At 57.4% G+C, this 25,070-nt stretch carries 26 protein-coding genes and 2 pseudogenes; 17 read left to right on the top strand and 11 right to left on the bottom strand.

Annotation, left to right across the window (positions count from 1 at the left end):
- Window positions 1–284: 284 nt before the first annotated feature.
- The gene (locus tag G1E_RS09670) at window positions 285–962 is read right to left on the bottom strand and encodes a hypothetical protein (RefSeq protein ID WP_175442611.1); all 678 of its coding nucleotides are present in this window, start codon (window positions 960–962) and stop codon (window positions 285–287) included.
- A 205-nt stretch (window positions 963–1,167) separates the two neighbouring features.
- On the opposite strand from G1E_RS09670, the gene G1E_RS09665 reads away from it, so the two are divergent.
- The 3 genes from G1E_RS09665 (at window position 1,168) to G1E_RS09655 (ending at window position 4,129) form a co-directional block, all read left to right on the top strand.
- Window positions 1,168–2,529 carry a hypothetical protein gene (locus tag G1E_RS09665; protein WP_009686132.1) on the top strand — a complete coding sequence of 454 codons (1,362 nt, stop codon included), beginning with the start codon at window positions 1,168–1,170 and terminating at the stop codon, window positions 2,527–2,529.
- A 57-nt stretch (window positions 2,530–2,586) separates the two neighbouring features.
- Window positions 2,587–2,817, top strand: coding sequence for an AlpA family transcriptional regulator (locus G1E_RS09660; protein WP_009686133.1), 231 nt, complete (start codon window positions 2,587–2,589; stop codon window positions 2,815–2,817).
- A 586-nt stretch (window positions 2,818–3,403) separates the two neighbouring features.
- Complete coding sequence (locus tag G1E_RS09655) at window positions 3,404–4,129, top strand: inovirus Gp2 family protein (protein WP_009686134.1); 726 nt, start codon at window positions 3,404–3,406, stop codon at window positions 4,127–4,129.
- Between the two features lie 3 nt (window positions 4,130–4,132).
- On the opposite strand, the gene G1E_RS27470 is transcribed toward G1E_RS09655, so the two are convergent.
- On the bottom strand, window positions 4,133–4,243 hold the full coding sequence (locus G1E_RS27470) for a DUF4113 domain-containing protein (protein WP_225850683.1): 111 nt from the start codon (window positions 4,241–4,243) through the stop codon (window positions 4,133–4,135).
- A 157-nt stretch (window positions 4,244–4,400) separates the two neighbouring features.
- Between G1E_RS27470 and G1E_RS09650 the strand changes: the two are divergent.
- Window positions 4,401–4,757, top strand: a pseudogene (locus G1E_RS09650) (type IIL restriction-modification enzyme MmeI); the annotation flags it as partial.
- A 194-nt stretch (window positions 4,758–4,951) separates the two neighbouring features.
- Here the strand turns inward: G1E_RS09650 and istB are convergent.
- From istB to G1E_RS09630, 4 genes and pseudogenes are all read right to left on the bottom strand, one after another.
- Window positions 4,952–5,755, bottom strand: a complete 804-nt coding sequence (gene istB / locus G1E_RS09645; RefSeq protein WP_009686136.1) for an IS21-like element ISPst3 family helper ATPase IstB — start codon at window positions 5,753–5,755, stop codon at window positions 4,952–4,954.
- Window positions 5,748–6,014, bottom strand: a pseudogene (locus tag G1E_RS09640) (IS21 family transposase); the annotation flags it as partial. The pseudogene G1E_RS09640 and the gene istB, both read right to left, overlap by 8 nt.
- Before the next feature lie 130 nt (window positions 6,015–6,144).
- The gene (locus G1E_RS09635; RefSeq protein WP_012018612.1) at window positions 6,145–7,521 is read right to left on the bottom strand and encodes a heavy metal sensor histidine kinase; all 1,377 of its coding nucleotides are present in this window, start codon (window positions 7,519–7,521) and stop codon (window positions 6,145–6,147) included.
- 2 nt (window positions 7,522–7,523) lie between these two features.
- Window positions 7,524–8,201, bottom strand: coding sequence for a heavy metal response regulator transcription factor (locus tag G1E_RS09630; protein ID WP_004577572.1), 678 nt, complete (start codon window positions 8,199–8,201; stop codon window positions 7,524–7,526).
- Between the two features lie 207 nt (window positions 8,202–8,408).
- Here G1E_RS09630 and G1E_RS09625 point away from each other — a divergent pair, with 207 nt between their 5' ends.
- From G1E_RS09625 to G1E_RS09595, 7 genes are all read left to right on the top strand, one after another.
- The gene (locus G1E_RS09625; protein WP_009686140.1) at window positions 8,409–8,768 is read left to right on the top strand and encodes a co-regulatory protein PtrA N-terminal domain-containing protein; all 360 of its coding nucleotides are present in this window, start codon (window positions 8,409–8,411) and stop codon (window positions 8,766–8,768) included.
- 166 nt (window positions 8,769–8,934) lie between these two features.
- Window positions 8,935–9,477 (top strand): plastocyanin/azurin family copper-binding protein, encoded by a 543-nt coding sequence (locus tag G1E_RS09620; protein WP_009686141.1) that lies wholly within the window; start codon window positions 8,935–8,937, stop codon window positions 9,475–9,477.
- A gap of 79 nt (window positions 9,478–9,556) precedes the next feature.
- The gene (locus G1E_RS09615; protein ID WP_009686142.1) at window positions 9,557–9,805 is read left to right on the top strand and encodes a DUF2933 domain-containing protein; all 249 of its coding nucleotides are present in this window, start codon (window positions 9,557–9,559) and stop codon (window positions 9,803–9,805) included.
- Window positions 9,806–9,810: 5 nt separating this feature from the next.
- On the top strand, window positions 9,811–12,180 hold the full coding sequence (locus tag G1E_RS09610; RefSeq protein WP_082438042.1) for a heavy metal translocating P-type ATPase: 2,370 nt from the start codon (window positions 9,811–9,813) through the stop codon (window positions 12,178–12,180).
- A gap of 186 nt (window positions 12,181–12,366) precedes the next feature.
- A complete protein-coding gene (locus G1E_RS09605; protein WP_009686144.1) occupies window positions 12,367–14,094 on the top strand; it encodes an ATP-dependent endonuclease in 1,728 nt (575 codons plus the stop codon).
- Window positions 14,084–15,511, top strand: coding sequence for a UvrD-helicase domain-containing protein (locus tag G1E_RS09600; protein ID WP_009686145.1), 1,428 nt, complete (start codon window positions 14,084–14,086; stop codon window positions 15,509–15,511). Before G1E_RS09605 ends, G1E_RS09600 begins: the two co-directional genes overlap by 11 nt.
- Window positions 15,512–15,608: 97 nt before the next feature.
- On the top strand, window positions 15,609–15,809 hold the full coding sequence (locus G1E_RS09595; RefSeq protein WP_003246756.1) for a heavy-metal-associated domain-containing protein: 201 nt from the start codon (window positions 15,609–15,611) through the stop codon (window positions 15,807–15,809).
- A 19-nt stretch (window positions 15,810–15,828) separates the two neighbouring features.
- Here the strand turns inward: G1E_RS09595 and G1E_RS09590 are convergent, their stop codons facing one another.
- From G1E_RS09590 to G1E_RS09575, 4 genes are all read right to left on the bottom strand, one after another.
- Window positions 15,829–16,080 carry a hypothetical protein gene (locus G1E_RS09590; protein WP_009686146.1) on the bottom strand — a complete coding sequence of 84 codons (252 nt, stop codon included), beginning with the start codon at window positions 16,078–16,080 and terminating at the stop codon, window positions 15,829–15,831.
- A 114-nt stretch (window positions 16,081–16,194) separates the two neighbouring features.
- The gene (locus G1E_RS09585; RefSeq protein WP_009686147.1) at window positions 16,195–16,989 is read right to left on the bottom strand and encodes a DNA-binding domain-containing protein; all 795 of its coding nucleotides are present in this window, start codon (window positions 16,987–16,989) and stop codon (window positions 16,195–16,197) included.
- Window positions 16,986–17,822 (bottom strand): DUF692 domain-containing protein, encoded by an 837-nt coding sequence (locus tag G1E_RS09580; protein WP_009686148.1) that lies wholly within the window; start codon window positions 17,820–17,822, stop codon window positions 16,986–16,988. The genes G1E_RS09585 and G1E_RS09580 overlap by 4 nt, the downstream gene beginning before the upstream one ends.
- A gap of 44 nt (window positions 17,823–17,866) precedes the next feature.
- Window positions 17,867–18,127, bottom strand: coding sequence for a membrane protein (locus G1E_RS09575; protein ID WP_004577564.1), 261 nt, complete (start codon window positions 18,125–18,127; stop codon window positions 17,867–17,869).
- A gap of 290 nt (window positions 18,128–18,417) precedes the next feature.
- On the opposite strand from G1E_RS09575, the gene G1E_RS09570 reads away from it, so the two are divergent.
- The 6 genes from G1E_RS09570 to G1E_RS09545 all read left to right on the top strand — a co-directional run bounded on the left by G1E_RS09570 (window position 18,418) and on the right by G1E_RS09545 (window position 23,424).
- Window positions 18,418–18,624: a co-regulatory protein PtrA N-terminal domain-containing protein gene (locus G1E_RS09570; protein ID WP_003139535.1), complete on the top strand. Its 207-nt coding sequence runs from the start codon at window positions 18,418–18,420 to the stop codon at window positions 18,622–18,624.
- 193 nt (window positions 18,625–18,817) lie between these two features.
- Window positions 18,818–20,623, top strand: a complete 1,806-nt coding sequence (locus tag G1E_RS09565) for a copper resistance system multicopper oxidase (RefSeq protein ID WP_009686149.1) — start codon at window positions 18,818–18,820, stop codon at window positions 20,621–20,623.
- A 12-nt stretch (window positions 20,624–20,635) separates the two neighbouring features.
- Entirely contained in the window at window positions 20,636–20,950 is a 315-nt protein-coding gene (locus tag G1E_RS09560; RefSeq protein WP_009686150.1) for a hypothetical protein, read from the top strand.
- Window positions 20,940–22,139 (top strand): copper resistance protein B, encoded by a 1,200-nt coding sequence (locus G1E_RS09555; RefSeq protein WP_047149788.1) that lies wholly within the window; start codon window positions 20,940–20,942, stop codon window positions 22,137–22,139. The genes G1E_RS09560 and G1E_RS09555 overlap by 11 nt, the downstream gene beginning before the upstream one ends.
- 9 nt (window positions 22,140–22,148) lie before the next feature.
- Window positions 22,149–22,991 (top strand): cytochrome c, encoded by an 843-nt coding sequence (locus G1E_RS09550; RefSeq protein WP_003139525.1) that lies wholly within the window; start codon window positions 22,149–22,151, stop codon window positions 22,989–22,991.
- On the top strand, window positions 22,981–23,424 hold the full coding sequence (locus G1E_RS09545) for a DUF411 domain-containing protein (protein ID WP_009686151.1): 444 nt from the start codon (window positions 22,981–22,983) through the stop codon (window positions 23,422–23,424). Before G1E_RS09550 ends, G1E_RS09545 begins: the two co-directional genes overlap by 11 nt.
- Before the next feature lie 177 nt (window positions 23,425–23,601).
- Here the strand turns inward: G1E_RS09545 and G1E_RS09540 are convergent, their stop codons facing one another.
- Complete coding sequence (locus G1E_RS09540; protein ID WP_033691058.1) at window positions 23,602–24,927, bottom strand: OprD family porin; 1,326 nt, start codon at window positions 24,925–24,927, stop codon at window positions 23,602–23,604.
- Between the last annotated feature and the right edge of the window lie 143 nt (window positions 24,928–25,070).

Raw genomic sequence — 25,070 nt, 5'->3', positions numbered from 1 at the left:
CGCCCGCTCCCACAAGGGCCCTGTTAAATCAAAAAGTTATATATTGTCCTGCCCCGGCCGCCGCCTTAGCGATAAGGCCGGCGCGGGCCACATAAAACGAAAACCCCTTGAGGCATAAGCCGCAAGGGGTTTCTGTTTACTGCAGGCTACCGCTTAGACGTTATCCACTAAGTCAGGCCTGAGGCGGCCACCAGTCCTGAGGGAGTTTCAATTTCTGAAAATTATGTACCCGGTTTTGTACCCGGTTTTGTGCTTCGTGCCTGCTTCAGTGCGAGGTGAGATGATTAGCGCTCGTCATGCCCTCGGTCAGTTGTCACTGCGTCTCTGAAGGCAATGTAGGCTAGCTTGTCCTTTAGGTCTTTCATTTTGGACTCCACAAGCTTCGACACATCCTCATCGCTTGCGGTGGGTGGCGTTTCGTCAGGCCACATTAGCTCCCATTGAACTAAAAGCCTCAGATACCGCTCGGCGTATTTCAACGCCTCGTCCCGTTGAGCGGTCATGGTCGCAACTGTCTGGGCTGCGTTCTTTTGCTCGCGCGCGACTGATTCCTTGAGCAGCTTTTTGTAATCCCTCTCGGCCTCGGCGGCCAGTCCTTCTCTTTCTATAAGCGCAGTGATTACTGCGGTCTCGTCAGTGTCATGTCGCTTTGCGATTGAGCTCAGCTTGGTAAGGGTTTGTTTGCTGAGGCTGAATGTCCGAGGTTTTCGACCATTGCTGTCAGAGCGGTAGCGACGCTGCCGTATAGCTCCCTGTAGTCTTATGATCAGGTCCAGCCTGTCCTCTTGGATCTGCCTGATAGCAGCAACGACGTTCTCGTAGGTCGCAAACCGGGTAAACGCATCGCCCTTGAGCCTCCTCATGTACTCGGCATCGAGCCGGTGCCTGAGGTAATCGGCTGCCCATTCCCACTCACCATCCTGCTTGCGCAGCCACTTCAGTGGTTTCTCATTTTCTGACATCTCATCCTCCAGGCGGGCCATTTGGGCTATGAGTCAAAGCCAATCCTTCGGGAAAGATTTATACCGTTACTGTTTCGTTACGCAACCGTTATCAGCTTTGATACTGATATGTGAGTAAAACGTTACGTGTTGTTATATGAGCCGTTACTGTAACTAAGATATCGTGTATATAGGGTATATTTACGAGTTAAAAATTGGAGGTTCTATGCTTACCAGGCTTCTTGATGCGAAGCTAAGGCCGGGTGATCCAGATGCTAAATTTCTGCTCATTGCATTCTGGAAGCACTATGGCTCCGTGACGCCTAAGCCTCGTTCGCAGAAGCAATTGGCTGAAGACCTGCGGCTTCCGGTGCAAGCCGTTTCAAAAGCGGTTGCCCAACTGGTTGATGTGGGGGTACTGCGAGTCGTTACTCAGCCCGAAGGGAAGGGGCGGCCAAGGTGTACCTACGAGATGAGCAAAGCTATCCAGTCGGCTCTGCGGGATGTCGAGGAAAGGACGCTGAACCACCCCGGTTTGGTCAAGCATGTCTTGGGTGGCGAGCGCATCAGGGCCATCTGGTCTGGCTGGAAGGACGATGCGCCGACTGCGAAGGAGCTCAACACACGCTCGCGAGACGAGAAGCGAGTTGCTCCAGTGCGGCAGGGGAAGCTCAGCTTGGCGAATCGTTTGCTGCTCATGATATTGCTAAGCCATGCAGATCCGTTTGGGGTTGCCAGGGGGCTGAGTAGCAAGGAGCTCTGCTTGCTGACGGGAATGGATGCGGCCTCTCTCAAGCAGCGCTTGCGCAGGCTTACGGAGCTGGGATTCATTCGTAGACACATACCTGGGTTGGCGAGTCCGATTTTCGCTGAGAAGCTCAGGAGCGTTTATTGGCTTAATCTGAACCACCTTCAGCTTTCACCTGCTGACGACGTTGTTTCCGTCGTGGTGCATAAGAAGGCCGCCGATCAAGACATCGACTACAAGTTTTTGGCTGGCGTCAGACTTGATCGCAACTCCTTCCTAAGGCGAGGGGAATATTTGGCACCTCGCAGCGTGGTTCGTCTCTTCAGGCGAGCGCCAGATCATGCGTTTGATCAGCTTGAGCTTTTTATTTGTGACTGCGTATTGGGCTTTCTGTCGCGCCACTGGGTTCAGGCTGATTCCGCCGGATGGGGAAAGGTGCGCGGTGTGGACTCGACGGTGAAGGAGCAAGTGGCAGCATTCTTTCGCCTGCCGATGCTTGATCCCAAGGACAAAGCGATTCTGGACCACGAGGAGATTTTCGACTTCCTCCACCACCAAGTCCTTGAGCTGGCCAGAGAGGTGGTCCAACGTTTTTCGCAGGTATCCAGCATTGATCTGGCCAGGGTTAGCTACATCTTGGTCCCGGCGCATGTGTCGACTGGCCACCGTTGCATCGCTCTGTTGACTGAAAGAGCCTCGGACGAAGGTCTGGCCAAGCATTGGATGGTCACCAAGGGGTGCGATGATCCTGTGGTGAAAAGCGTGTTGAGGGAGGTGGATATTCCGCTGGAGCTGCGCGAAAAGTCAGGGTTGCTCACGCCGGCACGAGCTGCTGGGTAACAGGCAGTTTTTTTATACGGCCCTCGCAAATCCTCTGAGCCACAGAGGAGCCTGCTCATGCGAATCATCCGTCTGAAAGAAGTCATCGACTCGACCGGCCTGTCTCGGTCGACCCTGTACAAGTACATCTCGGAAGGCACCTTCCCGAAACCGGTATCGCTGGGCGACCGCTGCGTCGGCTGGGTCGATAGCGAGGTGCACGATTGGATCCTGGCTCGGATCGAGGAGCGTGACCAAGCCGAGGGTACTGCAGTACGTCCCACCGGCCACCTGAGCATGGCTAGCTAGAACTGACCACCTGTGCCATGACCAGTCGGAGCTGGTCATGGCGCTTATGCCGGCTGCCTGATTCTGGCTGCTCGGCGATCTTCAGAAAGCCGGAGCAATGTTGCTCCCCATCGATCCGGCAGACTCTGGCTAGGCATCGGTCTCCATGGGCTTTTGGTCTGGTTTATGTCCGGAATACGTCTTCAGCAAAAAATGCCGTTGCGGCTTGGTGCGCAGTGTGGATTTTTCCGAGCCAGCCGGAGCTGTCAGTTGCGGTGTGGGTAGTATGCTTTTACTAGCTATTCCTACCCGAAGGGTTCTTGCCTCATTAACCGTGCAGTAGCAAGCTTCACCGACCAGATCCCATGTACCTGGAGGGGCTTAATCATCTGGCACTGAAGCACTATCTGAAGGGGCAATTATCCGGGGGATCTACCAACCACCAAGCAACACGATCAGTTCACCACGGGAGACCAGCTACCCATTCATCGCGGATGAGCTTCGTCACCGAGCATCCAGTCGAGGGTGATCAGGCAGGGAAATGTATCCAGTAAATTAAAACTCCGCAGGCATGGCTTATGAAACTCAACCATGAGAGGTCATAACCATGCTCAACGATACCGACACCGCCCAACGCTACCCACTCCGTCATCCAGCCAATACCAATCTGCATCTGCACTACGACGACACCTTTGAGGGCTTCCGCTTGATGCGTGACAAGGGGCCTTTCATTCGTGAGCACCTGTCCGATCTCAAGCGCACCATAGACCTGGCATTAGCTGAGTATCCGAGGGTCTTAGCCTTCAGAGTTGACCTCCACTTGCCTCAAGGCGTCCTGCTACCTGACTACGCCTATACGAACCAGGTCATCAGCCGATTCTTCGAATCGTTTACGAAGAAGATCCAGTACCACCAGGAACGAGTGGCTGATCGTGGCTATTCGCGTGGCTGCAAAGTACGGTACGTCTGGTCGAGAGAAATAGGTCAGGCAGGCCGGCAGCATTATCACCTGCTGATCCTGTTGAACCGCGATGCCTATTACACCCTGGGGCTGCTGCGCTCAGAGAGGGTCAACATGATCAGCCGGATAGAAGAGTCATGGGCCAGTGCACTGCGGTTGTCGAAGCATGAGGTCGACGGGCTGGTACATATCCCCGACAATCCAACGTATCGGATAGATCGGCATCCCCGTATGCGGAAGGTTGCATGGTCAGAACACAAGGTTCTTGTTGATGAGCTACCGGATCTGTTCCACCGGGCCAGCTACCTGTGTAAGAAAGCGACCAAGTCCTACGGGGATCGTCAGCGAGGATTCGGCACTAGCCGAGGGTAGTGGCTAGTTCGCCTTTGCGACCATTAACTCAGACCAGCGAGTGGTGTAGGCGGGGGATAGCAGTTTTCTTCGCATAGCCCACTCGACTGGCTTGGCGATGCGTCCTGGCTGCAGCGTTCCACGTCCTCAGCAGTTTTTGATAGCTTCCATGGGGCACAGGATCATTTTCACATGCCAATGCTCGTTCCTTTATCATCCATGCACTTTGCATGGATGGTGGGCCTAAAGGCCCCCTGTGCCGCCTTGGCAGCAGTGATCGGAACAGCCCTATATGAACGCCGTAGAAATCGAACAAGCCATCACCGACCTGGCCAGCCAGCCGTTTGACCGGGTCGAGTTCCCTTATGCCTTCCTGCAGGCTTTCGGTAACAAGGAAACCACCCTCAAGCGCCTGCGTTCGGGTGCAACCAATAAGTCCGATCTGGGCGGCGTACTGCAGACCAGCAATATCCATTTGGCTGTGTGTGAGCCAGGCAAGGTCACCGAAACCCTGGCGGCACTGAAGGCCAGCCCCGCGACGGCCCGTGCCAAGGCTAAATATGTGCTCGCTACCGATGGCGAGACGCTGGAAGCTGAGGAGCTGGAAAGCGGCGAGACGGTCGCCTGCGACTACCCGCAGTTTCCTGACTGTTGGCGCTGATGGAAAATTGACCCACCCTGCCGATTGAAATTTGACCCAGGGCGGATTGCTGATTTTGTTACCAGCAACTGTGGATAAGTCTACCAGCGCAGCTGCTGTTGCCCCCACTCCCTCGCTGTCCCAGTTCAGCTGTTGAAGACCTGCCACATGCAGCCATGCAGCAGGCCGTCGTCACCATGAAATCAGAACGGCTCATCGTCCTCCGGTTCCTGGCCGCCCTTACGCTTTCGCTCCCGTGATTTGATCTTGGCCTGGGCCGCCAAGCTACTGTGTTGCAGGCGATAGGACTCGTTACCGGTTTCGACGATGTGGCAGTGGTGGGTCAGCCGATCCAGCAGGGCGGTGGTCATCTTGGCGTCGCCGAACACGCTCGACCATTCGGCGAAGCTCAGGTTGGTGGTGATCACCACGCTGGTGTGTTCGTACAGCTTGGACAGCAGGTGAAACAGCAACGCACCGCCAGCCTGGCTGAACGGCAGATAACCCAGTTCGTCGAGGATGACCAGATCCATGCGCAGCAGTGCCTGGGCGATCCGCCCGGCTTTGCCGTCGTGTTTTTCGCGCTCCAGCAGATTGACCAGATCGACCGTGGAGTAGAAGCGCACGCGCTTGCCATGCCGGGTGATGCCGGACACGGCCAGTGCGGTGGCCAGGTGGGTTTTACCGGTGCCTGGGCCGCCGATCAGCACCACGTTCTGCGCGGTGTCGGTAAAGCTCAGATTGGCCAGCTCGCTGATCAAGCGAGCGTCGGCGCTGGAGGCGCTGAAGTCGAAGCCGGCCAGATCGCGGTGCATCGGCAGCTTGGCCATGTTCATCTGGTGGCTCACCGAGCGCATGGCGCGATCTGTGTGCTCTTGTTTCAGCAGGTGTTCGAGCAGCCACTTGGACGAGGCTGTGTTCGACTCACCCTGTGCAGTTAACTCCGCCCAGGCCGTGGCCATGCCGTGCAGGCGCAGCTCCTTGAGTTCCGCCATCAAATCACGCATGACCGACCCCCTCGGCCTGGCCACGCAGGCGGTCGTAGCGCGCCGTGTTAGCGACGGGGGCTTCCTCGAGCGACAAGTGGGTTTCGACGCTGGGTGGTGGTTCGGATGCTGTCAGCCGTGCCACGACATTGAGGATGTGTTCGGCGCTCAGGCTGCCGCTCTCCAGTACCAGCTCAACGGCTACCAGCACGGCATCGAGTCCGGCGACCGGTACGGCAGCCAGGACTTGCGCCATGATCCGGTCACCGCCGGCATGACGCTTTGTCAGCTCACCGCTCGTTACCTATCTGGATGGCGAATGCAATCTGCGCTCAGTCGAGTTGCACCTGCACCCACCCTGTCAAGTTGGGCTAGCGGTTAGCTGTAGCCTACTTACCGCCAGACCGGCATTATCTGGGATGGGGCAATTCGATGTGAAAGCCCGTGAGGCTAGCCGCTGAGGTGCACCAGATGCGGCCTTTGTGAGCCTCAATGATGGATCGGGTGATTGCAAGCCCGAGCCCGGCGTTGCTCGGGCTGCCCTCCCGCCGAGCGGGGTCAACCCGGTAAAAACGGTCGAAGAGCTTCTCTAGATGCTCTGAGCTGATTGTGTCCCCTGGGTTCTCGATACTGAAGGTAGTGGAGTCCTCTGTCTCGCGGATCAGAACCGAAATTGTCTGTCCCGCCGGCGTGTAGCGCAGCGCATTGGACAGCAAGTTGGATAGCGCGCGATCAAGCATCAGCCGATCTCCCAGCACTTGGCCTTTGCCTGTGAGCGATAGCTCAATGCCGCGCTCTTCGGCCAGAAGGTGGTAGTAGTCAAACAGCTTGAAGACTACGTCAGCCAGTTCGATCCTGGCCTGCTCGGGGATGATCAGGCCATTATCAGCCTTGGCCAAGAACAGCATGTCATCAATCATCCGAGACATGCGCTTCAAGTCCTCCAGGTTGGAGTACAGATTCTCCTCATAGGCATTGATATCGCGTTTTTTACTCAGCACGACCTCGGTGTGGGTCATCAGATTGCTGACTGGAGTTCGTAGCTCGTGGGCAATGTCGGCCGAAAAATTGGAGAGCCTAACGAAGGCATCCTCTAGCCGAGCCAACATCGCATTGAAGGAGAGAACCAGTTGCTGAAGTTCCCGCGGCACTGGTTCGAGAGGGATTCGCTCCTGTAACGAGCGAGCGGACATCCCGGAGGCCACATGAGTGACTTGCCGCAGAGGCCTAAGGCCGCTGCGAGCAACCACCCAGCCGAGTGCGGCACTGAACAGGGCGCTGATGACCAATCCAATCCAAAACCATCGTTGCAGCGTGTCGAAAAAGTGTGTGTGATTGGTGACGTCAAGAATCAGCAACGCAGTGAGCGGCTCAGCCTGATCGGCTACCGAGATTTGCTCCGTCATGCCACGGTACATGTGTTGGCCGTTCTGCCACTCCCACATGCTCTGCTCATTTGCACGTCTGAAACGCTCAGGTACTTCGACTGCTCTGGGGTCGGAAAACAGTACAGAACCGTCACTGGCCAGGATAGTGGCGGCCAGATCCTGATGGGCTCCCAGCAAAGCTCGCAACTGCGGTAATTCTTCCGAAAGGCTCGCTTCACCGCGAGCATTGTTGAGGATATGTTTGGCGGATTCGAGTTTCTCCACCAGGGCCTGCCGATCCAGCATCTTGAAGTGGTGCTGGCTGAGCATATTGAAACTCAGCCCTGCTACCGTCAGGACTGCAATTACCGCGGACATGAACATCAGGCTCATGCGTGCGGTCAGCGAAAGGTGCTTCATATTCACTCCGGAGCATCCATCATGTATCCCATGCCGCGGGCGGTATGAATCAGCTTGAGATCGAAATCGTCATCGATTTTTGCGCGTAGCCGGCGTACCGCAACCTCAATGACATTGGTGTCGCTGTCGAAATTCATGTCCCAAACCTGAGAGGCAATCAGCGACTTCGGGAGCACCTCGCCGCGCCGGCGCAGTAGCAGTTCCAGCAGTGAAAACTCCTTCGCGGTCAGGTCAATTCGTTTACCGCCGCGGATGGCGCGACGCTTCATCAGATCGACTTCCAAATCGGCAATTTTCATCGTTGTTTGCGTGGGTGAGCCATTGCCTCTACGCAGCAGCGTTCTGACCCTGGCCAGAAGTTCTGAGAAAGCAAATGGCTTGATCAGGTAGTCGTCCGCGCCCAGCTCCAACCCTTTAACGCGGTCCTCCACACCATCGCGTGCCGTCAAGAACAATACGGGGACGTCTTTTCCTGCGGCGCGCACCATGCGCAGCACTTCCCACCCGTCCAGCCCAGGCATCATCACATCCAGGATCAGGAGGTCATAGGACTCACTCAGAGCGTGCTGTAGAGCATCTGTACCGGTCATAACCCGGTCGACATTGAAGCCCGCTTCACTGAGGCCTTGCTGCAGGTATGCACCGGTTTTGGGTTCATCTTCAGCTACCAGTAGTTTCATGCGAGCAGACTCCAAATATCGGGTGGCCTGAGTTTGCAGGCAAACCGCGGCCCCAACCAGAAGCTTACGAAAATGTAATTCTGGCTTCAGCTCGCTGACAGGGTGGCTTGTCTAAGGTGCAAGCATGAGCACTAGGTTGTGCTCTCGGCCCTCGACAGACCAAAAGCAGAGGTGCCGGCCATAGTTTGCACTGATGGAGACTGTCCCATGAAATCGCTGAAACCTTTGCTTCTGGTTGGCTCGCTACTGCTCTCTTCTATGGCTTGGGCCGAGGGGGGCAGCGACCGTGTATTCGAGCGCATCCAGCAGATGCGCGACAAAGCAGAAGTCGTGCTGAACCAGGCGGAGAAGGCCCCGGTCGGCGAGCGGCATGTGCACATGAAGGCGCATATGAACATGCTCGAAGACATCATGAGCCAGCTGCACAACGAGCATCCCGCGCCGAACATGTCTGCCGAAGAGCATCTGGCCTGGATGGAAAAGCATGACAAGTTGGTAGACGACGTGCTGGGTCAAATGATTCGAGAGCACAAGTTGATGATGGCCGATAAGGAATGCCATCAGTAAAGATTTCCCCCATCTTCCAGGCCTTTCGTGATTGCTCCTTTGGCCTAGCGGCGCCTCTATGGCGCCGTGCTTTTTCCCAGCTGACGCAGTTGTAGATTTGGGGGCAGCGGCCTGGCAGCAAGCGAGTAATAGCATGAGATTTCCAGCATCCCAGCGAGGTCTAACCATGAAACGCCTACCCCTCAAATCCCTTTCTTTGATCACCACCGTGGGTTTGCTATTCAGCGCAGCCAACGCGATGGCCAGCCCGGGCCACAACAAAGACAGCATCGGCCAGTCGGGAGATAGTCAGGCAGTAGATCGCACCATCGAGGTACGGATGGGGGACATCTTCTTTGAACCCAAGGCAATGGAAATCAAGGCGGGCGAGACGGTTCGCTTCGTACTGCTGAACGAGGGAGCCCTGCTGCACGAGTTCAACCTTGGCAAAGCGGCATCCCATGCTGCGCATCAGAAAGAGATGGCTGCGATGTTTCAGAACGGCACGCTGTCCCCGACTGCAGCGCATGACATGAGCAAAATGGACCACGCCATGGGCGGCATGAAGATGGTCGGCATGGAGCACGACGATCCCAACAGCGTTCTGGTCGAGCCAGGTGCACGCGAAGAGCTGATCTGGACCTTCTCCGACGCTACTGATCTGGAGTTCGCCTGCAATGTTCCTGGACATTATCAGTCGGGAATGGTCGGTAAGGTGACCGTACGCTGAACTCCATTGATACGCGTCAACTCTGCCTGGCCAGAGCAACCTATGCTGATTCTATGGTCATTGAACCGAGGCTATTGTCATGGATCACACGCACCACACTGGCACTACGGAACCACCTTTTTGGAAGAGCAAGATTGGCATCGCACTGATCATGCTGGCCGTAATCGGCATCTTCTATGTCGCGCGCGAGCATTACGGTCATCTTTCGCAGGCTTTGCCATACCTCATCCTGCTGCTATGCCCGCTGATGCATCTGTTTGGCCACAATCATGGCGGGCACTCCCACTCCAGCGGAGCCGCAGTTTCCAAGGACGAGGATAGGAAGTAACTCGAATGCAAAAGACCTCCTGCCATCATGACCAGGGCCATGCACATCACTCGCACGGCCATCCAGAGAGCCCACGCGATCCGGTGTGTGGCATGGAGGTCAAATCTGATAGTCCTTACCAGGAGAACTTTGAGGGAAGGGCCTATCGGTTCTGCAGTACAAAATGCCAGGAGAAGTTCCAGGCAGCCCCTCATCAGTACATGAGCCATCAATCGCATGCCGGGCACCACCAGCATGCCGCTCCGCCAGAGTACTCAACTCAGGCAGGACTGGGGGCTGAATACACCTGCCCGATGCATCCCGAGATTCGCCAACCGAGCCCTGGCAACTGCCCGATCTGTGGGATGACGCTCGAACCCGTCATTCCAGAGCTGGAGGACGAAGAAAATCCGGAGCTGAAAGACTTTTCGCGACGGTTCTGGTGGACTCTGCCATTGACCGTCATCGTGACCGTGCTGGCGATGGCTGGTCATTCCTTGCAGCTGTTCCATGGAACATCCCAGAACTGGGTTGAGCTGGTTCTGGCAACGCCCGTGACGCTTTGGGGTGGCTGGGTATTTTTCACTCGCGGAATAGACTCCATCCGGCAACGCAGCCCTAATATGTGGACCCTGATCGGATTAGGAACTGCAGCCGCCTACCTCTACAGCGTGGCAGCCACCCTGGTGCCGCAGTGGTTCCCGGCGGCCTTCGTTCAGGATGGACGCATCGGCGTCTACTTCGAGGCCGCCGCGGTGATCATCTCGCTCACGCTGTTGGGCCAGATGCTCGAACTCAAAGCCCGCTCGCAGACCTCTGCCGCCATTAAGTCACTGCTGGGATTGGCCCCCAAGACTGCCCGGCGCATCAGGCCTGACGGCCAGGAAGAAGATATTCCGCTGACCCACGTCCATCTGGGTGACCACTTGCGTGTCCGGCCGGGCGAAAAAGTCCCGGTGGATGGCACCGTGCTGGAGGGCGAGAGCGCTGTCGACGAGTCGATGCTCACCGGCGAGCCGGTGCCCGTCACCAAGCGGGCAGGGGATACCCTCATCGGTGCCACCCTGAACACCCACGGCAGCCTGGTGATGGAAGCGCAGAAGGTGGGCGCCGAAACCATGTTGTCGCAGATCGTCCAGATGGTGGCTAAGGCCCAGCGTTCCAAGGCGCCCATGCAGCGTATGGCCGATGCCGTGGCAGGGTATTTCGTGGTGGGGGTGATCCTGATCGCGATCCTGACATTTTTTGGCTGGGGGGTGTTCGGGCCGGAATCAGGTTGGGTATTTGGCCTGATCAACGCTGTGGCCGTACTGATCATTGCCTGCCCATGCGCCCTGGGCTTGGCAACGCCGATGTCGGTCATGGTCGCGACCGGCAAGGCCGCCAGCAGCGGTGTGTTGTTCCGCGATGCCAGCGCTATCGAGAACCTCTGCAAAATCGACACCTTGATCGTCGACAAGACCGGGACACTGACGCAGGGGCGGCCGGCCTTTCATAGTGCAGAGGGAACCGGGCCGTTCGACTCGGTCAAGGTTCTGCGCTTGGCCGCAAGCCTCGACCAGGGCAGCGAGCATCCGCTGGCGCATGCCATTGTCGATCATGCGCGTGAACAGGGTCTTGCCCTGGTGAAACCGGAGACCTTCGAATCTGGCTCAGGTATTGGTGTACGCGGACAGGTCGATGGCCATCAACTGCAGCTTGGGAACACAGCGTTGATGGAGGAGGCGGGCGTCGATATTACTCCGCTGCGTAACCGTGCAGAGCAACTGCGCCTGGAGGGCATCAGCATCATCTATCTGGCCGTCGATGGTCGCCTGGCGGGTCTCCTGGCCGTTTCCGATCCAATCAAACCGACCTCCCAACAGGCTGTTGCTCAACTCCAGAACGCTGACGTGAAGGTCATCATGGCCACTGGCGATGGCCTCACCACAGCAAGAGCCGTGGCGAAGCAGTTAGGCATCGAGGAGGTGCATGGCGAGGTGAAACCGCAGGACAAGGAGAAATTAGTCGCCGAACTGCAGAGCTATGGCCGGCGTGTTGCCATGGCGGGCGACGGCATCAACGATGCGCCGGCCTTGGCCAGGGCCGACGTAGGCATCGCTATGGGCACGGGCACCGACGTGGCGATGAACAGCGCCCAAGTGACCCTGGTCAAGGGAGACCTGATGGGCATCCTGCGGGCGCGCACCTTGTCGGTGGCCACGGTGAAGAACATGAGGCAGAACCTTGCCTTTGCATTCCTCTACAACGCGATGGGAATCCCGCTAGCGGCCGGGCTGCTGTATCCGCTGACAGGACATCTTCTGTCGCCCTTGATCGCTGCTCTGGCAATGAGCGTCAGTTCAGCCTCGGTGGTTTTCAATGCGCTTAGGTTGAAAGCAACGGACGTTGGCTAGTCTGCTAGACAAGACGATGTGCCTACCTGCAGGGCGATTTTTTAAATGCGCATCTGACCGGAAAATACCGTACGGTAGCTTGCAACTTGACCTATCAGTCGCATCACCTGATGACGAGGGGACGTTCTATGGATCGTTCCCGCTGCGAGTAGGAGACTGACAGTCGTTACCCCATGAGGATTCTCCGTGGCCCGCATTCGCCGACTGCAAATTAGCAACTTCCGGTCTATCCAGGCGCTCGACTGGGTGCCGGCCCCCGGAATTAACTGCCTCATTGGTCCGGGTGACAGTGGGAAGTCCAGCATCCTGGACGCGATTGACCTTTGCGTCGGCGCCCGCCGAGGCGGCACGTTCGGCGACATGGACTTCTTCGCATTAAACGTCGATGTACCCATCACCATCAGCGTGGCGCTTGGCGATCTGCCGTTATCGCTGATGGATATCGATGTCTACGGCGAGTTCTTGCGTGGATTCCATCCCGGTACGGGGGAAGTCGAAGACGAACCGCGAGCGGGGCTGGAGACCGTCATCACCTTGCGTCTGCAAGTTGGTGCCGATTTGGAGCCTGTTTGGACACTTTTCTCCGAGCGCGCGGAGCAGCAGCAACTTGAACGCACTCTTCCCTGGAAAGAACGAGCGGCACTAGCGCCCGCCCGTATCGGCAGCTTTGCGAGCTCGAACCTGTCGTGGAGTCGTGGCTCAGTGCTCAATCGACTTACCGATGAGCGCGCCGAGCTTGGTGCTGAACTGGCGCGCGCCGCTAGGCAAGCAAGAGCGAACTTTGGCAATCAAGCAGCCGAACATCTGACCCAGACGCTTGAGGTCGTGCAACGCACAGCACAGCATCTTGGCGTTTCGGTCGGGGCTATGCCTCAGGCGCTCCTTGACGCACATTCTGTGTCGATTGGCGAGGGGGCGATCGCGCTGCACAGTGAAACAGGTATTCCGCTGCGCTCCCTTGGCACGGGCTCGTCACGCTTGCTAGTGGCAGGGCTTCAAAGGGCTGCGGCCAGCGCCGCGCCAATTGCCCTGGTTGATGAGGTGGAATACGGGCTTGAACCTCATCGGCTCATGCGATTCCTGGACTCGCTGGGTGCAAAGGACGCTGCCGCTCCGTTGCAAGTGTTCATGACGACGCACTCGCCGGTCGCGCTGCGCGAGCTGTCCGGCAGCCAGTTATTCGTTGTTCGGTCAGCACCTCAGCGCCACAGTGTTATGCCAGCTGGGGAAGCCAACGAGGTACAAAGTACCCTTCGGAAGGACCCCGAAGCATTCCTCGCCAAATCCATCATCGTTTGCGAGGGGGCCAGCGAGGTTGGCTTCGCGCGTGGCCTTGACCAATGGTGGGTCAGTCTTGGCGCTACCTCATTCCTGGCCCATGGCGGCGCGTATGTGGACGCCGGCGGGGGAAGCCCCGATAACAGTCTTATCCGGGGAACAGCACTTCTGAACTTGGGTTACCGCGTGATGGTTTTTGTAGATGCCGACAAGCCTTCGACCGCGGGGCTCGCTGAAGCATTCTTGGCCGCCGGCGGGCAAATTCTTACATGGCGACCAGGCCTCACGTTGGAGGACGAGATCTTCCGCCATCTCAGTGAGCAAGCACTCGATGCACTTCTGGCGAAAGCCGAAACAATAGTGGGTGCAGAGCTGATGAACGCACACATTCAGACGAAGTCCCAAGGCCGCGTGACGCTGAACGATATCCGAGCCGAGCGACTCGTGGATGGGTACTCACCTGAGAGACGAGAGCTGCTGGGAACCGCATCCCGTATCCGCAACAGCGGCTGGTTCAAGTCGCTGACAACCTATCAGGAGGTTGCAAGGGACATCGTCGGTCCGTCTTTACAGAACGCCGAACCGGGCTTCATGGCAGTCACGAATCAGCTCTGGACGTTTACAAGTGCCCCCTGAGATTGATCTTTTCGCTATCGAGCGTGGCTCCATAACAGCCCCCGCAGGTTGTGGAAAAACGCAATTGATTGCCGAGACGCTCATCGCGCATACGCAGAGCAAACCCATCCTCGTCTTGACACATACGAACGCCGGCGTTGCGGCCTTACGGGCGCGCCTGAGACGAGCCGGTGTTCCTAACTCCGCATATCGAGTCTCCACCATTGACGGATTCTCGATGCGCCTGATCGCTAAGTTCCCAGCGCGAAGCGGCCATAACCCGCAGATCCTACAGCTGCATCAACCCAATACTGACTACCCGGCAATTCGGGAGGCCGCCATGCAGTTGTTGCAGGCCGGTCACCTCGCTCAGCCCCTTCGCGCCACCTATGCACGGTTGCTTGTCGACGAGTACCAAGACTGCAACGTCGTCCAGCACGCCATCGTGTCTGGTTTGGCCCAGGTGCTTCCGACCTGCGTGCTCGGTGACCCGATGCAAGCCATATTCAGCTTCCGTGGCAATCGACTGGTGCATTGGGCGAATGAGGTGCAACCCCTGTTTCCCGCAGCGGGAGAGTTGAGGATACCGTGGCGCTGGCGGCTGGCTGGAGCTGAGAACCTCGGGCAGTGGCTGCTCGCCATACGGCAGCAACTTCAAGTTGGCCAGCCGGTGGATCTGCGCACGGCTCCGGCAGAAGTGCGCTGGGTGCAGCTCAACGCCGGGACAGAAGTCCAGCAGCGGCTGGTGGCCGCTAGAACCGAGCCACCCAACGCTCGGGGCAGCGTCCTCATCATCGGGGACTCCATCAACGTGCAAGGTCGCCATCAGCTCACGAGCCAGACACCCGGTGCCATGGCCGTAGAAGCCGTCGACCTGAGAGATCTCGTCAACTTCGCCAGGAACTTTGACTTGCAGGGTGCCAATGCTCTGGCACAACTTGTGGAGTTTGCTTCCAGCGTAATGACGGGGGTAGGTGCAGCAAACCTGCGAACGCGCGTGGAGTCGCTGCGTGCAGGAAGGGCCCGAACGTCTCCGACCGCGGCCGAGGCTGCGGCGATCGATTTCGTAGCAGCGCCAACATTGGGGCAAGCGCTCCGTGTGATCGATACGCTCGCTGAGCAGCACGGGGCACGTGTATACCGACCGGAGGTTCTGTACTGCTGCCGGTCTGCAATGCAAGCGGTGGTGGGAGGTGCTGCCGACTTTCTGAGTGCAGCCATTCAAGCGCGAGAGCGCAATAGACACCTTGCCCGACCGATCGCAAGACGCTCTGTAGGCAGCACATTACTTCTCAAGGGGCTGGAGGCGGATGTCTCGGTTGTCCTGCATCCTGAGCTTATGACCCCCCAGAATCTATACGTCGCACTGACGAGGGGCGCAAGGCATGTCGTGGTGTGTTCACCAACCCCCATCCTTACGCCCGTGGTAAGCGGCTGATCCTTTTGTAGCGCTTACGGGCTTGACCTTGCCATCGTGTCAAGGTCGATGCTGTCCGTGCGGTAACTTGAGCCGCGGACGAAATGAGGTGAAAGACATGTTTAGTCTGAGTGTTGCGGGGATGGGCTGTGGCAGTTGCGTGAGCAAAATCACGAAGGCCATTCAAGCTCTGGATCAGGATGCACGAGTAGAAGTGGATCGAGCGGCCGGCAAGGTCACCGTTGAGAGCACAGAAAGTGCCGAATCGATCCGCGAACTCATCCAGGAGCTTGGCTATTCGGCCCAGGTCAGCGCTTGAGCGCTGACCTGCTATCCCACTAAATCTCCAGTTCTGAGAGCTCTTTTAGCCCTGGGATACTGGTGACCTCGTTGGTCATACCTTCTGAACCATCTCGGCCGCGAAGCCAGTTTGAGTGATCGCCTGGCTCGCGCATTTCCAGCGTGTCATAGGAGTACCGCTTGCGCTTGAACAGGCTTTTCAATGCAGCGAACTCGTGGCTTTTTTCGTCTTCTATGCCGACGACTTCTCCTGCAAGCCGCTCCCAGTGACCAACGCCGTCGGCCAGCATTGCCTGATAGGTCTCCGGGTCAAGCAAGGCTTTGCTGTTTGAAATGAATGATGCGGTGAGTCATAGAAGCGCTCGGAGTGGCCAAAGAGAGAGCGCTAGCCTAAAGGTTCCGGGTCATTCGTGTAATAGCTGGCCGCGCTTTAGCAAACCGTCGTTGACCCACAACTTCAACCAGGTCGCGGCTTGCAAGGGAGCTTGCTCGCCATGCGTGGCGCTCAACGACTCGCAGAGTTCAGCGAACGATCCGCCCTCGATGAGAAACTGCAATGCCGAAGCCTCCGCTGGCTCCAGGCTCCGGTACTGGCAGACGAGTTCATGACGCCAAACAAGACAGGCTAGGTTCGTTGGCAGGCGGGTAATATCAGGCAGCAAGCTGCCGGACTTGGCGGCTTTCCACAACTCCAGCGTGTTGTACTGCAGCTGCAACCACCGGGCAGATGCAGTCAGGGAAACCCTGAGTGAAATCCAGTCTTCAGCCGAAAAATCACTGATGGCCTGCAGTGAAAGCACTTCGACGTCCTGAGCATCGAAAGCCAGTGTAAAAGCCCACTCAAGCTCCGCGAGTTCGCGCATCGGCGATAGTTGGGGTTCTTCGACGTAGCTGCTAATGAACTCGGGCAGCTTCTCGCCCAGCCAGCGAATGCTGAAATGTCGTGGTGGCCAGGCGGCCAAGTAGGCCAGTGCGAGCTGCTCGAATGATTCGTTGCCGATCCAGTGAAGCAGGGCAGGGAAGTCTTCTCGCAAGACCGCAAGCAGGCGCGAACGGTAAGCGTTGTGGTAGATCTGCAGGCCTTCGAGAGCACTCAGCGCTGTGCTACCTCGGATCTGCTCCAAAAGCTCGTTGGAGGGCAGGGCACTGTCACCTGTCAGGTAAGTTTCAAATGCAGTCTGTAGGGCGATCAGGCTCAAGGGGTGGCCCCCGATATCACAGATTTGGCGATAGCACGGGCATGTGCTAATTCGGACAACAGCTCTTCCAGCGGCGGAAACTGGTCATCCCGCTCGATCAAGGTCGATGTCGGGCCCAAGTAGCTCAAAGTCTTGCTGTAGAGAGACCAAACCGGATCAGCGATGGGCTGGTCATGGGTGTCGATGAGGTACTGCCTGTAATCGCTGTGCCCGGCCAGATGAATTTGACGAATCCGCTCGTGCGGCAATTCCAAGATGAACTGCCATGGGTCGAAATCCTGATTTCGTGCGCTGACGTAGACGTTGTTCACGTCAAGGAGCAATTCGCAACCGGTCAGGAAACTCAGTTCCGAGAGAAACTGCGATTCGCTCATGCTGGACGTCTTCCACTGCACGTAAGAAGAAACGTTCTCCAGCACAATGGGACGTTCCAGAACATCCTGCACTAGACGCACCCGCGCGGCGACATGCAGCAGGCTTTCTTGGGTAAACGGCAGCGGCAGCAGGTCGTGGAGTTGATGGGCGTTGCCGCGACTCCAGCACAAGTGGTCGGAAACCCACTGGGGCTGTATCCGGTCCGCCAGTTGCTTGAGCTGTCGTAGGTAGCCCATGTCCAGGTTATGCGAACCGCCGATCGACAGCGATACTCCGTGCATCACCAACGGGTATTGCTCGCCAATCGCATCGAGAAAGTAGAGGGCCTTGCCACCGCCCACCAGGTAATTCTCGGAAATGATCTCAAACCAGTCGACCGCAGGTCGCTGTTCAAGAATCTGCTGGTAATACTCACTGCGAAGGCCAAGACCGAAACCCAGTGTTTTGCGCTTACTCATTCAAGACTCCAGCAGGGGAGTGGCAGGCACTCCCCGCAACGGCATTATTCGCTGGTCTTGCCACCGGCCTCATCGCACTTGGCCTGAGTCATCAGCTTGAAGCCCTGGCCTTTGCATTCTCCCTGGCCTTTGCAGGCATTTTTGGCGGTCATGCAGTCGTTCTGGCCCTTGCAACCGTTGACGCCGAAGCACTTCACTTCAGCTGCTTTGGTGTCCTGGGCGGCCTGGACAGGCAGGGTAGCAAACAGGCTGGCGGCCACGAGAGCCAGAGCGGCACCGGTAGCGACGTTGGATTTATTCGACATAGTGACAATCTCTCTTAATTGTTGGTGGTCTTATCCGCGGGTGCGAATGACCCTGAGTAGCTTAGGCATCGCTGCCGAGCATGCCCTCTCAAGAAATTCGCAAGGCTTTATGAGGGCATGAAAGACAGTACCGAGCCTTCTGGATGGGCTACAAGAAAGAAATAGCAACCTGACAGAACTGTAATGTTCGGCTCAGGTTGCTGACAGGCCCTCTTAGTTAACGTGACATCGAGCCTAAAGCTCGGCCTCTGCAGTTGCAGGGACCACTTAACTTACGAGGAATACCCAAAATGAAATCGATCAAAGCTCTGCTTGTAGTTACTGCTCTGAGCATCTCCAGCTTGGCAATGGCTGAAGGTGGTGCTGACCGAACCTTCGCGCGCATGGAGCAGGCACGCCAGACGTCTCTGGAGGCCTACCGGGTGGCCCAGCAGCAGAAAGTTGAGGCTCCTGTAGCCAGCAGTCCAACCGAGCAAGCAGAGCACACCAACTGCTGAAGTCATCTACCTTACAGAAATGTAATCACCCGGATGGTTGGGATATGGCAATTTCATACTGCTCATCGTCGGTAAGGCTTGTGCAATGCACCGACGTGGAAAGTTGAGGGGTAAATCCCCGACATTGAAGCAGCCATGAACCCGAGACCGGGCACACCATCACCGGCTCATTTGACGGATTGGACAAAACGGCATGCAAAGCAAAACCACAAGGCGCACCTTCGTCAAAGGCCTGGCAGCCACCGGTATTATCGGCGGACTTGGCCTGTGGCGCACGCCGGTCTGGGCGGTGAACAGCCCCGGCCAGCCCAACGTACTGACTGGTAACGAATTCGACCTATTCATCGGTGAAACCCCGGTGAACATCACCGGCGCAGCGCGCACGGCCATGACCATCAACGGCTCGCTCCCTGGGCCGATTCTTCGTTGGCGCGAAGGCGATACCGTCACATTGCGCGTGCGCAACCGCCTCAAGGAGGACACCTCCATCCATTGGCACGGCATCATCCTGCCGGCGAACATGGATGGTGTTCCTGGCCTGAGCTTCCATGGCATCGCTCCTGACGGCATGTATGAGTACAAGTTCAAGGTCAACCAGAACGGTACCTACTGGTATCACAGTCACTCGGGGCTGCAGGAGCAGGTCGGCGTATACGGCGCGCTGGTCATCGATGCCAAGGAGCCCGAGCCCTTCAGTTACGACCGTGATTACGTCGTGTTGCTGAGCGACTGGACGGATGAAAATCCAACGCGGGTACTGGCCAAGCTCAAGAAACAGTCGGACTACTACAACCAGCACAAACGCACCGTTGGTGACTTCATCGATGACGTAAGCGAGATGGGTTGGTCCGCCGCCGTAGCCGATCGCAAGATGTGGGCCGAGATGAAGATGAGCCCGACGGATCTCGCTGACGTCAGTGGCTACACCTACACCTACCTGATGAATGGCCAGGCACCCAATGGCAACTGGACCGGCATATTCAAACCAGGCGAAAAGATCCGCCTGCGCTTCATCAACGCCTCGGCGATGACCTATTTCGATGTGCGCATCCCGGGCCTGAAGATGACTGTGGTTGCGGCCGATGGTCTGCACGTCAAACCGGTCAGCGTCGACGAGTTCCGTATCGCCGTGGCCGAGACCTACGACGTGATCGTCGAACCAGACAGCGAACAGGCGTATACCGTGTTTGCACAATCCATGGATCGCACTGGCTATGCGCGCGGCACCCTTGCTGTACAGGAGGGGTTGAGTGCACCAGTACCCAGCCCCGACCCGCGTCCGCTGATTGCCATGGGCGACATGGGTATGGATCACGGCAGCATGGGCGGTATGGATCACGGGAACATGGCCGGAATGGACCACGGCAGTATGGCGGGCATGGATCATGGGAGCATGCAGGGTGGCATGGCCGGCATGGATCACAGCCAGATGGCTGGAATGGATCATTCGGGCATGGCAGGCATGGCAGGTGCCATGCAGGCACACCCAGCCTCAGAGACCAACAACCCGCTGGTCGATATGCAAACCATGACACCAACGCATAAGTTGGACGACCCAGGTATTGGTTTGCGAGACAACGGCCGACGCGTCCTCACGTACTCTGACCTGCGCAGCACCTTCCTCGACCCGGATGGTCGCGAACCAAGTCGCACCATCGAGCTGCACCTTACCGGGCACATGGAGAAATTCTCCTGGTCCTTCGATGGCATCAAGTTCTCTGACGCCGAGCCTCTGCGCCTCAAGTACGGCGAGCGTGTTCGCATCACGCTGGTCAACGACACCATGATGACTCATCCGATCCATCTTCATGGCATGTGGAGCGACCTGGAGGATGCGAACGGCAATTTCCTGGTGCGTAAACACACCATCGACATGCCGCCAGGTTCCAAGCGCAGCTATCGAGTGACTGCCGATGCGTTGGGTCGTTGGGCCTATCACTGCCACCTGTTGCTCCACATGGAAATGGGCATGTTCCGTGAAGTTCGTGTGGATGAGTAAAGGAGATTTCTGATGAGCACTTTTATGAAGCGAAATGCCCTGGCTGGCAGCGCAGTCATGTTCAGCCTATTGGCTGCCCTGCACGCACCGGTTTCGTTGGCAGGTGAGGGGCACAGTGAGCACGAACAACATGCTGCCGAGTCGGCTGTGCCCAAGACCGCCAGTGGCAATCACGCAGATCAGTCGAAGGATAAGGCGGCTGGCCAGCATATGGATCATGGCGCCATGGATCACGGAGACATGAAGCATGACGGCATGAATCACGAAAACATGATGGATAAGCATGGCGGCACCGAAGCCGAAGCAGGTTCGAACCATGACCACTAGGTTTTCACGTCCATCTCTCTTGGCGCTGGCTGTGTCGCTGAGTGCGTTCAGCGGCGGCGTTACTTTGGCTGCGGAAGAAATGGATCATTCGGCAATGGGGCACGGCACCATGTCGATGGACCATAGCCAGATGAGCCACGGCGCTACCAAAGCGCAGATGGAGGGCATGGATCACAGCAAGATGGACCATGGTGCCATGCAGGGTGCTTCGGGCAGCATGGATCATAGCCAGATGGGCCACAGCCAGAGCCAGAGCCAAGAAAAGGCTCCAGCCATGGACCACAGCAAGATGGATCACGGCGCCATGCAGGGTGCTTCGGGCAGCATGGATCATAGCCAGATGGGCCACGGCCAGAGCCAAGAGAAGGCCCAGGCTATGGATCACAGCAAGATGGGGCATGGCGCCATGCAAGGACAGATGGAGGGCATGGATCATTCAAAGATGAACCATGGCTCCGCTGAAGCCCCGAGAACCACCAGCCGTACGCCGATTCCCGTTCTGACGGATGCTGATCGCCAAGCGGCTTTCCCGCCATTACCTGGCCACAAGGTTCACGACAGCGCCATCAACAGTTTTTTCCTGCTCGATCAGCTCGAATACCAGGACGCAGATGAGGGCAGCACCCTGGCCTGGGATGCGTCGGGCTGGGTAGGCGGTGATATCAACCGGGTCTGGTTCCGCTCCGAAGGCGAGCGTACCAACGGCGTGACCGAGGATGCTGAATTACAGCTGCTGTACGGCCGCTCGATCGGCCCTTGGTGGGATGTCGTCGCGGGCGTTCGCCAGGACTTCAAACCGGAGTCGCCGCAGACTTGGGCCGCCTTCGGTATCCAGGGCATGGCGCTTTACGCCTTTGAGGCCGAAGCCACGGCCTTCGTCGGCGAGAATGGCCAAACTGCTGCCCGACTGGAGGGCGAGTACGACATTCTGCTGACCAACCGGCTGATTCTCCAGCCAACTGCCGAAATGAACTTCTACGGCAAGAACGATCCTGAGCGAGGTGTGGGGTCTGGGTTGGCCAATACCGAGCTCGGCTTGCGTCTGCGTTACGAGATTGTCAGGCAGTTTGCCCCCTATATCGGGGTTTCCTGGAGCCGCTCCTATGGCAACACGGCAGACATGGTGCGCGACGAGGGCGGTGATGTAGACGAGGCGCGTTTTGTCGCCGGTATCCGGATGTGGTTTTGAGAACCTGACATGAAAAGAACAATTAAAACTTTGGTGGCGGCCGGCGTGGTCGGTAGCACAGCTGTCCTGGCCGGCGCCTACTTTGGCGTGGTCAACGTGGGGGCCGACGATCCCCATTTTCCTGCAGTGCATGCGTTTCTCACGATGGCCCGTGACCGCTCTATCGAAGTCCGTTCGCGGGACATCGAGGTTCCCAACCTGGATGATCAAGCTCTTATTCGCGCCGGTGCGGGCAACTACAACTCCATGTGTATCGGCTGTCATTTGGCGCCAGGTGTGGCGGAGACCGAGCTAAGCCAATCGCTTTATCCTGCGCCCCCCAACCTCGCCAAGATCGGTGTCGATGGCAATCCGTCAGCAGCGTTCTGGGTGATCAAGCATGGCATCAAGGCAACGGGTATGCCTGCGTGGGGCAAGAGCATGGGAGACGAGTACATCTGGGGCATGGTTGCCTTCCTCAACCAACTGCCGACGATGGATGCCAAGCAATACCAAACACTCGTCGCATCCAGTGGCGGCCATCAGCACGGTGGTGGGGAAACGCAGATGCATAACCATGAAGGACAGCACGGCGACAACAAGCCTGGCCATCATGACAATAGTGGCGGTGGCGATGACCATCATGGATCAGGTGATGCTGGAGAGCCTGGTCATCACGATGCCGCGGCTACGGATAGCGAGGGTGGCTCCGCACCTAAGGCAGGTCACCATTCGGATATGAGTGGCGATGACCACCATGCTGGGGATGAGGCGTCGTCCAACGGAGGTGATCATCACGCCGAGCAGGCTCCGAACGCCTCGCCCAAGACCCACACCCACGCCGATGGCAAAGAGCACGTGCATGAAAGCTAAATATCTGGCCTTGCTGGCCGCTCTCTCCGTCACATCTGCAGTTCAAGCAGCTGATGCCCTGACGATTGATGTCCATCGTGATGCCAATTGCGGATGTTGCAAGAAGTGGATTTCACACCTCGAAGCGAATGGCTTCAAAGTCGTCGACCATGTCGAAAGCAACATGTCGGCAGTGAAGCAAAGTCTGGGCGTTGCGCCGCGGTTGGCGTCTTGTCACACCGCGGTGATTGACGGCAAGTTCGTCGAAGGTCATGTGCCGGCGGCTCAGGTCATCGAGCTCACCAAGCGCGATGATCTCGTGGGCATCGCTGTTCCCGGGATGCCGGCGGGCTCCCCCGGTATGGAAGTCGATGGCGTACAGCATGCCTACCAGGTCATTGGCTTGACCAAGGCGGGGTCTGATCAGGTCGTTGCAGAATATCCCGCTCAGTAGTACTGCCTGCCAGCACGGCCGCTTGTGTGTAGTGGCCGACTCTTTTTCATACGCCCTTTAACCTAAGTAAAAAAGGCGCCCGAGGGCGCCAAGGGCTGTCTCCAAACCAAAGGAGCACTACGAGGGGACAGCAGGACCAAGGCGCGAGCGGGCAATCAACCCGCCCGCTTGCCAGGGTTAGAGAACTTCCAGCGGGTACTCGACAATCAGGCGGACTTCATCCAGATCCGACTCGTAATCGGTCGCGCGAGTGGTCATTTGGCGAACACGGAAAGACATATCCTTCAGTGATCCAGTCTGCACAACGTACTTGGCCTCAATGTCCCGCTCCCAGCGCTTCTGGTTGGTCAACGGATCGCCGTTGTCATCACGGCGCATATAGACTTCGTTGGCGTTGCTGTAGTCGGCATCCCAGCCCTGGGCATATCGAGTCATGAAGCTCAATCCAGGCACACCGAAAGGCTCCATATCCAGGTCATAGCGCACTTGCCATGACTTCTCCTTCGGCGAGTTGAAGTCGCTGTACTGGATGGAGTTGTCGAGGTAGATGGAGTCCGATTGGCGCAAGTAGTCGAAGTCATCATCGCCATTGTTGCGCTGGAGACCCACCAGCACTGTATGAGCGCCGAATTGGATGCCGACCTTGCCGCTCCAGATGTTGTTATCGAAGCTCCCGAGGAGCTGCCTCCCTTCATCGACCGCCTTGTAGTAGTTCAGCCCGCCGATCAAGGCGACATCGTCCGCAAGCGGGTAGCTCAGCGTGGTGCCCGCGTAATATTGATTCCAGGCATCCTTGAGGCGGCTGGTGTAGAGACTAAAGCCGATGTTGTCATTAAGCGTGTAATCACCACCGAAATAGGCGATCCATGGCGAGTCCACTTCGCCCGCGTAGAAGGTAGCGAAGCCGTCGCGCATGCTGCTGGTATTGGGTTGGCTCATCGAGTGGAGGCGACCGCCCTGAAGCGACAGTCCTTCCACGCTGCTGTTGACCACGGTGACACCTCGGAAACTCTCCGGTAAAAGCCGTGCATCACCGTATTGGACGACCGGGCTGACGGGAAAGACGTCGCCTACCTTGATCTCGGTATCCATGAACCGAGTTTTCACCGCGCCCCCCAGTTTGGAGTAGTTGTCCTCAGCCTGCCCGAGGCTGTTGTAAGGCATCACGTCGACTGAGCCGCCTGCTCCAGAACGGCCGTCGCCGGTGTCAAGCTTGAGCCCTAGCATGGCAAAGGCATCGACACCAAAGCCTATGGTGCCCTCGGTGAAACCAGACTCGAATCTGCCTATCACGCCATGCGCCCACTCTTCCGAATAGCCATTACCCGAGCTGCTGGACTGGCCTTTGCGGAAGTCACGGTTGAAGTAGAGATTTCGATTGAGGATGGTCAGGCTGCTGCCTTCGATAAATCCCTCGCCTTTCTCGTCGGCGGCCATTGCAGCTTGCCCGGTACTGATGCTCAGAGCGAGTAGAGAAAGTCCTAACAGGGTTCTGTTATTCATAAATGCTCCTGATGTTATTGGCAGTTGTCATTGTGTGGTCGCATATATGTGCCAAGCGCGCCGGGCATAACCAGGCGCGCCTTGGACATATTTCCACATGCCAAATAACGTCAGGGTGACTTGAAAATTACTTTTCAGTCAGC

Origin of the sequence: Pseudomonas sp. TJI-51 (genome assembly GCF_000190455.2) — a bacterium.
In the GTDB taxonomy this organism is placed as follows: Bacteria; Pseudomonadota; Gammaproteobacteria; order Pseudomonadales; family Pseudomonadaceae; genus Aquipseudomonas; species Aquipseudomonas juntendi.
This window is presented reverse-complemented; position numbering and strand designations above follow the sequence as displayed.

What these genes read in the sequence shown, in the direction of transcription:
- G1E_RS09555 (WP_047149788.1), top strand. Translation starts at nt 20,940, where the DNA reads ATGACCACTAGGTTTTCACGTCCATCTCTCTTGGCGCTGGCTGTGTCG.
- istB (WP_009686136.1), bottom strand. Translation starts at nt 5,755, where the DNA reads ATGCGTGATTTGATGGCGGAACTCAAGGAGCTGCGCCTGCACGGCATG.
- G1E_RS09655 (WP_009686134.1), top strand. Translation starts at nt 3,404, where the DNA reads ATGCTCAACGATACCGACACCGCCCAACGCTACCCACTCCGTCATCCA.
- G1E_RS09560 (WP_009686150.1), top strand. Translation starts at nt 20,636, where the DNA reads ATGAGCACTTTTATGAAGCGAAATGCCCTGGCTGGCAGCGCAGTCATG.
- G1E_RS09615 (WP_009686142.1), top strand. Translation starts at nt 9,557, where the DNA reads ATGGATCACACGCACCACACTGGCACTACGGAACCACCTTTTTGGAAG.
- G1E_RS09565 (WP_009686149.1), top strand. Translation starts at nt 18,818, where the DNA reads ATGCAAAGCAAAACCACAAGGCGCACCTTCGTCAAAGGCCTGGCAGCC.
- G1E_RS09620 (WP_009686141.1), top strand. Translation starts at nt 8,935, where the DNA reads ATGAAACGCCTACCCCTCAAATCCCTTTCTTTGATCACCACCGTGGGT.
- G1E_RS09665 (WP_009686132.1), top strand. Translation starts at nt 1,168, where the DNA reads ATGCTTACCAGGCTTCTTGATGCGAAGCTAAGGCCGGGTGATCCAGAT.
- G1E_RS09545 (WP_009686151.1), top strand. Translation starts at nt 22,981, where the DNA reads ATGAAAGCTAAATATCTGGCCTTGCTGGCCGCTCTCTCCGTCACATCT.
- G1E_RS09550 (WP_003139525.1), top strand. Translation starts at nt 22,149, where the DNA reads ATGAAAAGAACAATTAAAACTTTGGTGGCGGCCGGCGTGGTCGGTAGC.
- G1E_RS09660 (WP_009686133.1), top strand. Translation starts at nt 2,587, where the DNA reads ATGCGAATCATCCGTCTGAAAGAAGTCATCGACTCGACCGGCCTGTCT.
- G1E_RS09635 (WP_012018612.1), bottom strand. Translation starts at nt 7,521, where the DNA reads ATGAAGCACCTTTCGCTGACCGCACGCATGAGCCTGATGTTCATGTCC.
- G1E_RS09630 (WP_004577572.1), bottom strand. Translation starts at nt 8,201, where the DNA reads ATGAAACTACTGGTAGCTGAAGATGAACCCAAAACCGGTGCATACCTG.
- G1E_RS09580 (WP_009686148.1), bottom strand. Translation starts at nt 17,822, where the DNA reads ATGAGTAAGCGCAAAACACTGGGTTTCGGTCTTGGCCTTCGCAGTGAG.
- G1E_RS09670 (WP_175442611.1), bottom strand. Translation starts at nt 962, where the DNA reads ATGTCAGAAAATGAGAAACCACTGAAGTGGCTGCGCAAGCAGGATGGT.
- G1E_RS09570 (WP_003139535.1), top strand. Translation starts at nt 18,418, where the DNA reads ATGAAATCGATCAAAGCTCTGCTTGTAGTTACTGCTCTGAGCATCTCC.
- G1E_RS09540 (WP_033691058.1), bottom strand. Translation starts at nt 24,927, where the DNA reads ATGAATAACAGAACCCTGTTAGGACTTTCTCTACTCGCTCTGAGCATC.
- G1E_RS09610 (WP_082438042.1), top strand. Translation starts at nt 9,811, where the DNA reads ATGCAAAAGACCTCCTGCCATCATGACCAGGGCCATGCACATCACTCG.
- G1E_RS09590 (WP_009686146.1), bottom strand. Translation starts at nt 16,080, where the DNA reads ATGCTGGCCGACGGCGTTGGTCACTGGGAGCGGCTTGCAGGAGAAGTC.
- G1E_RS09575 (WP_004577564.1), bottom strand. Translation starts at nt 18,127, where the DNA reads ATGTCGAATAAATCCAACGTCGCTACCGGTGCCGCTCTGGCTCTCGTG.
- G1E_RS09625 (WP_009686140.1), top strand. Translation starts at nt 8,409, where the DNA reads ATGAAATCGCTGAAACCTTTGCTTCTGGTTGGCTCGCTACTGCTCTCT.
- G1E_RS09595 (WP_003246756.1), top strand. Translation starts at nt 15,609, where the DNA reads ATGTTTAGTCTGAGTGTTGCGGGGATGGGCTGTGGCAGTTGCGTGAGC.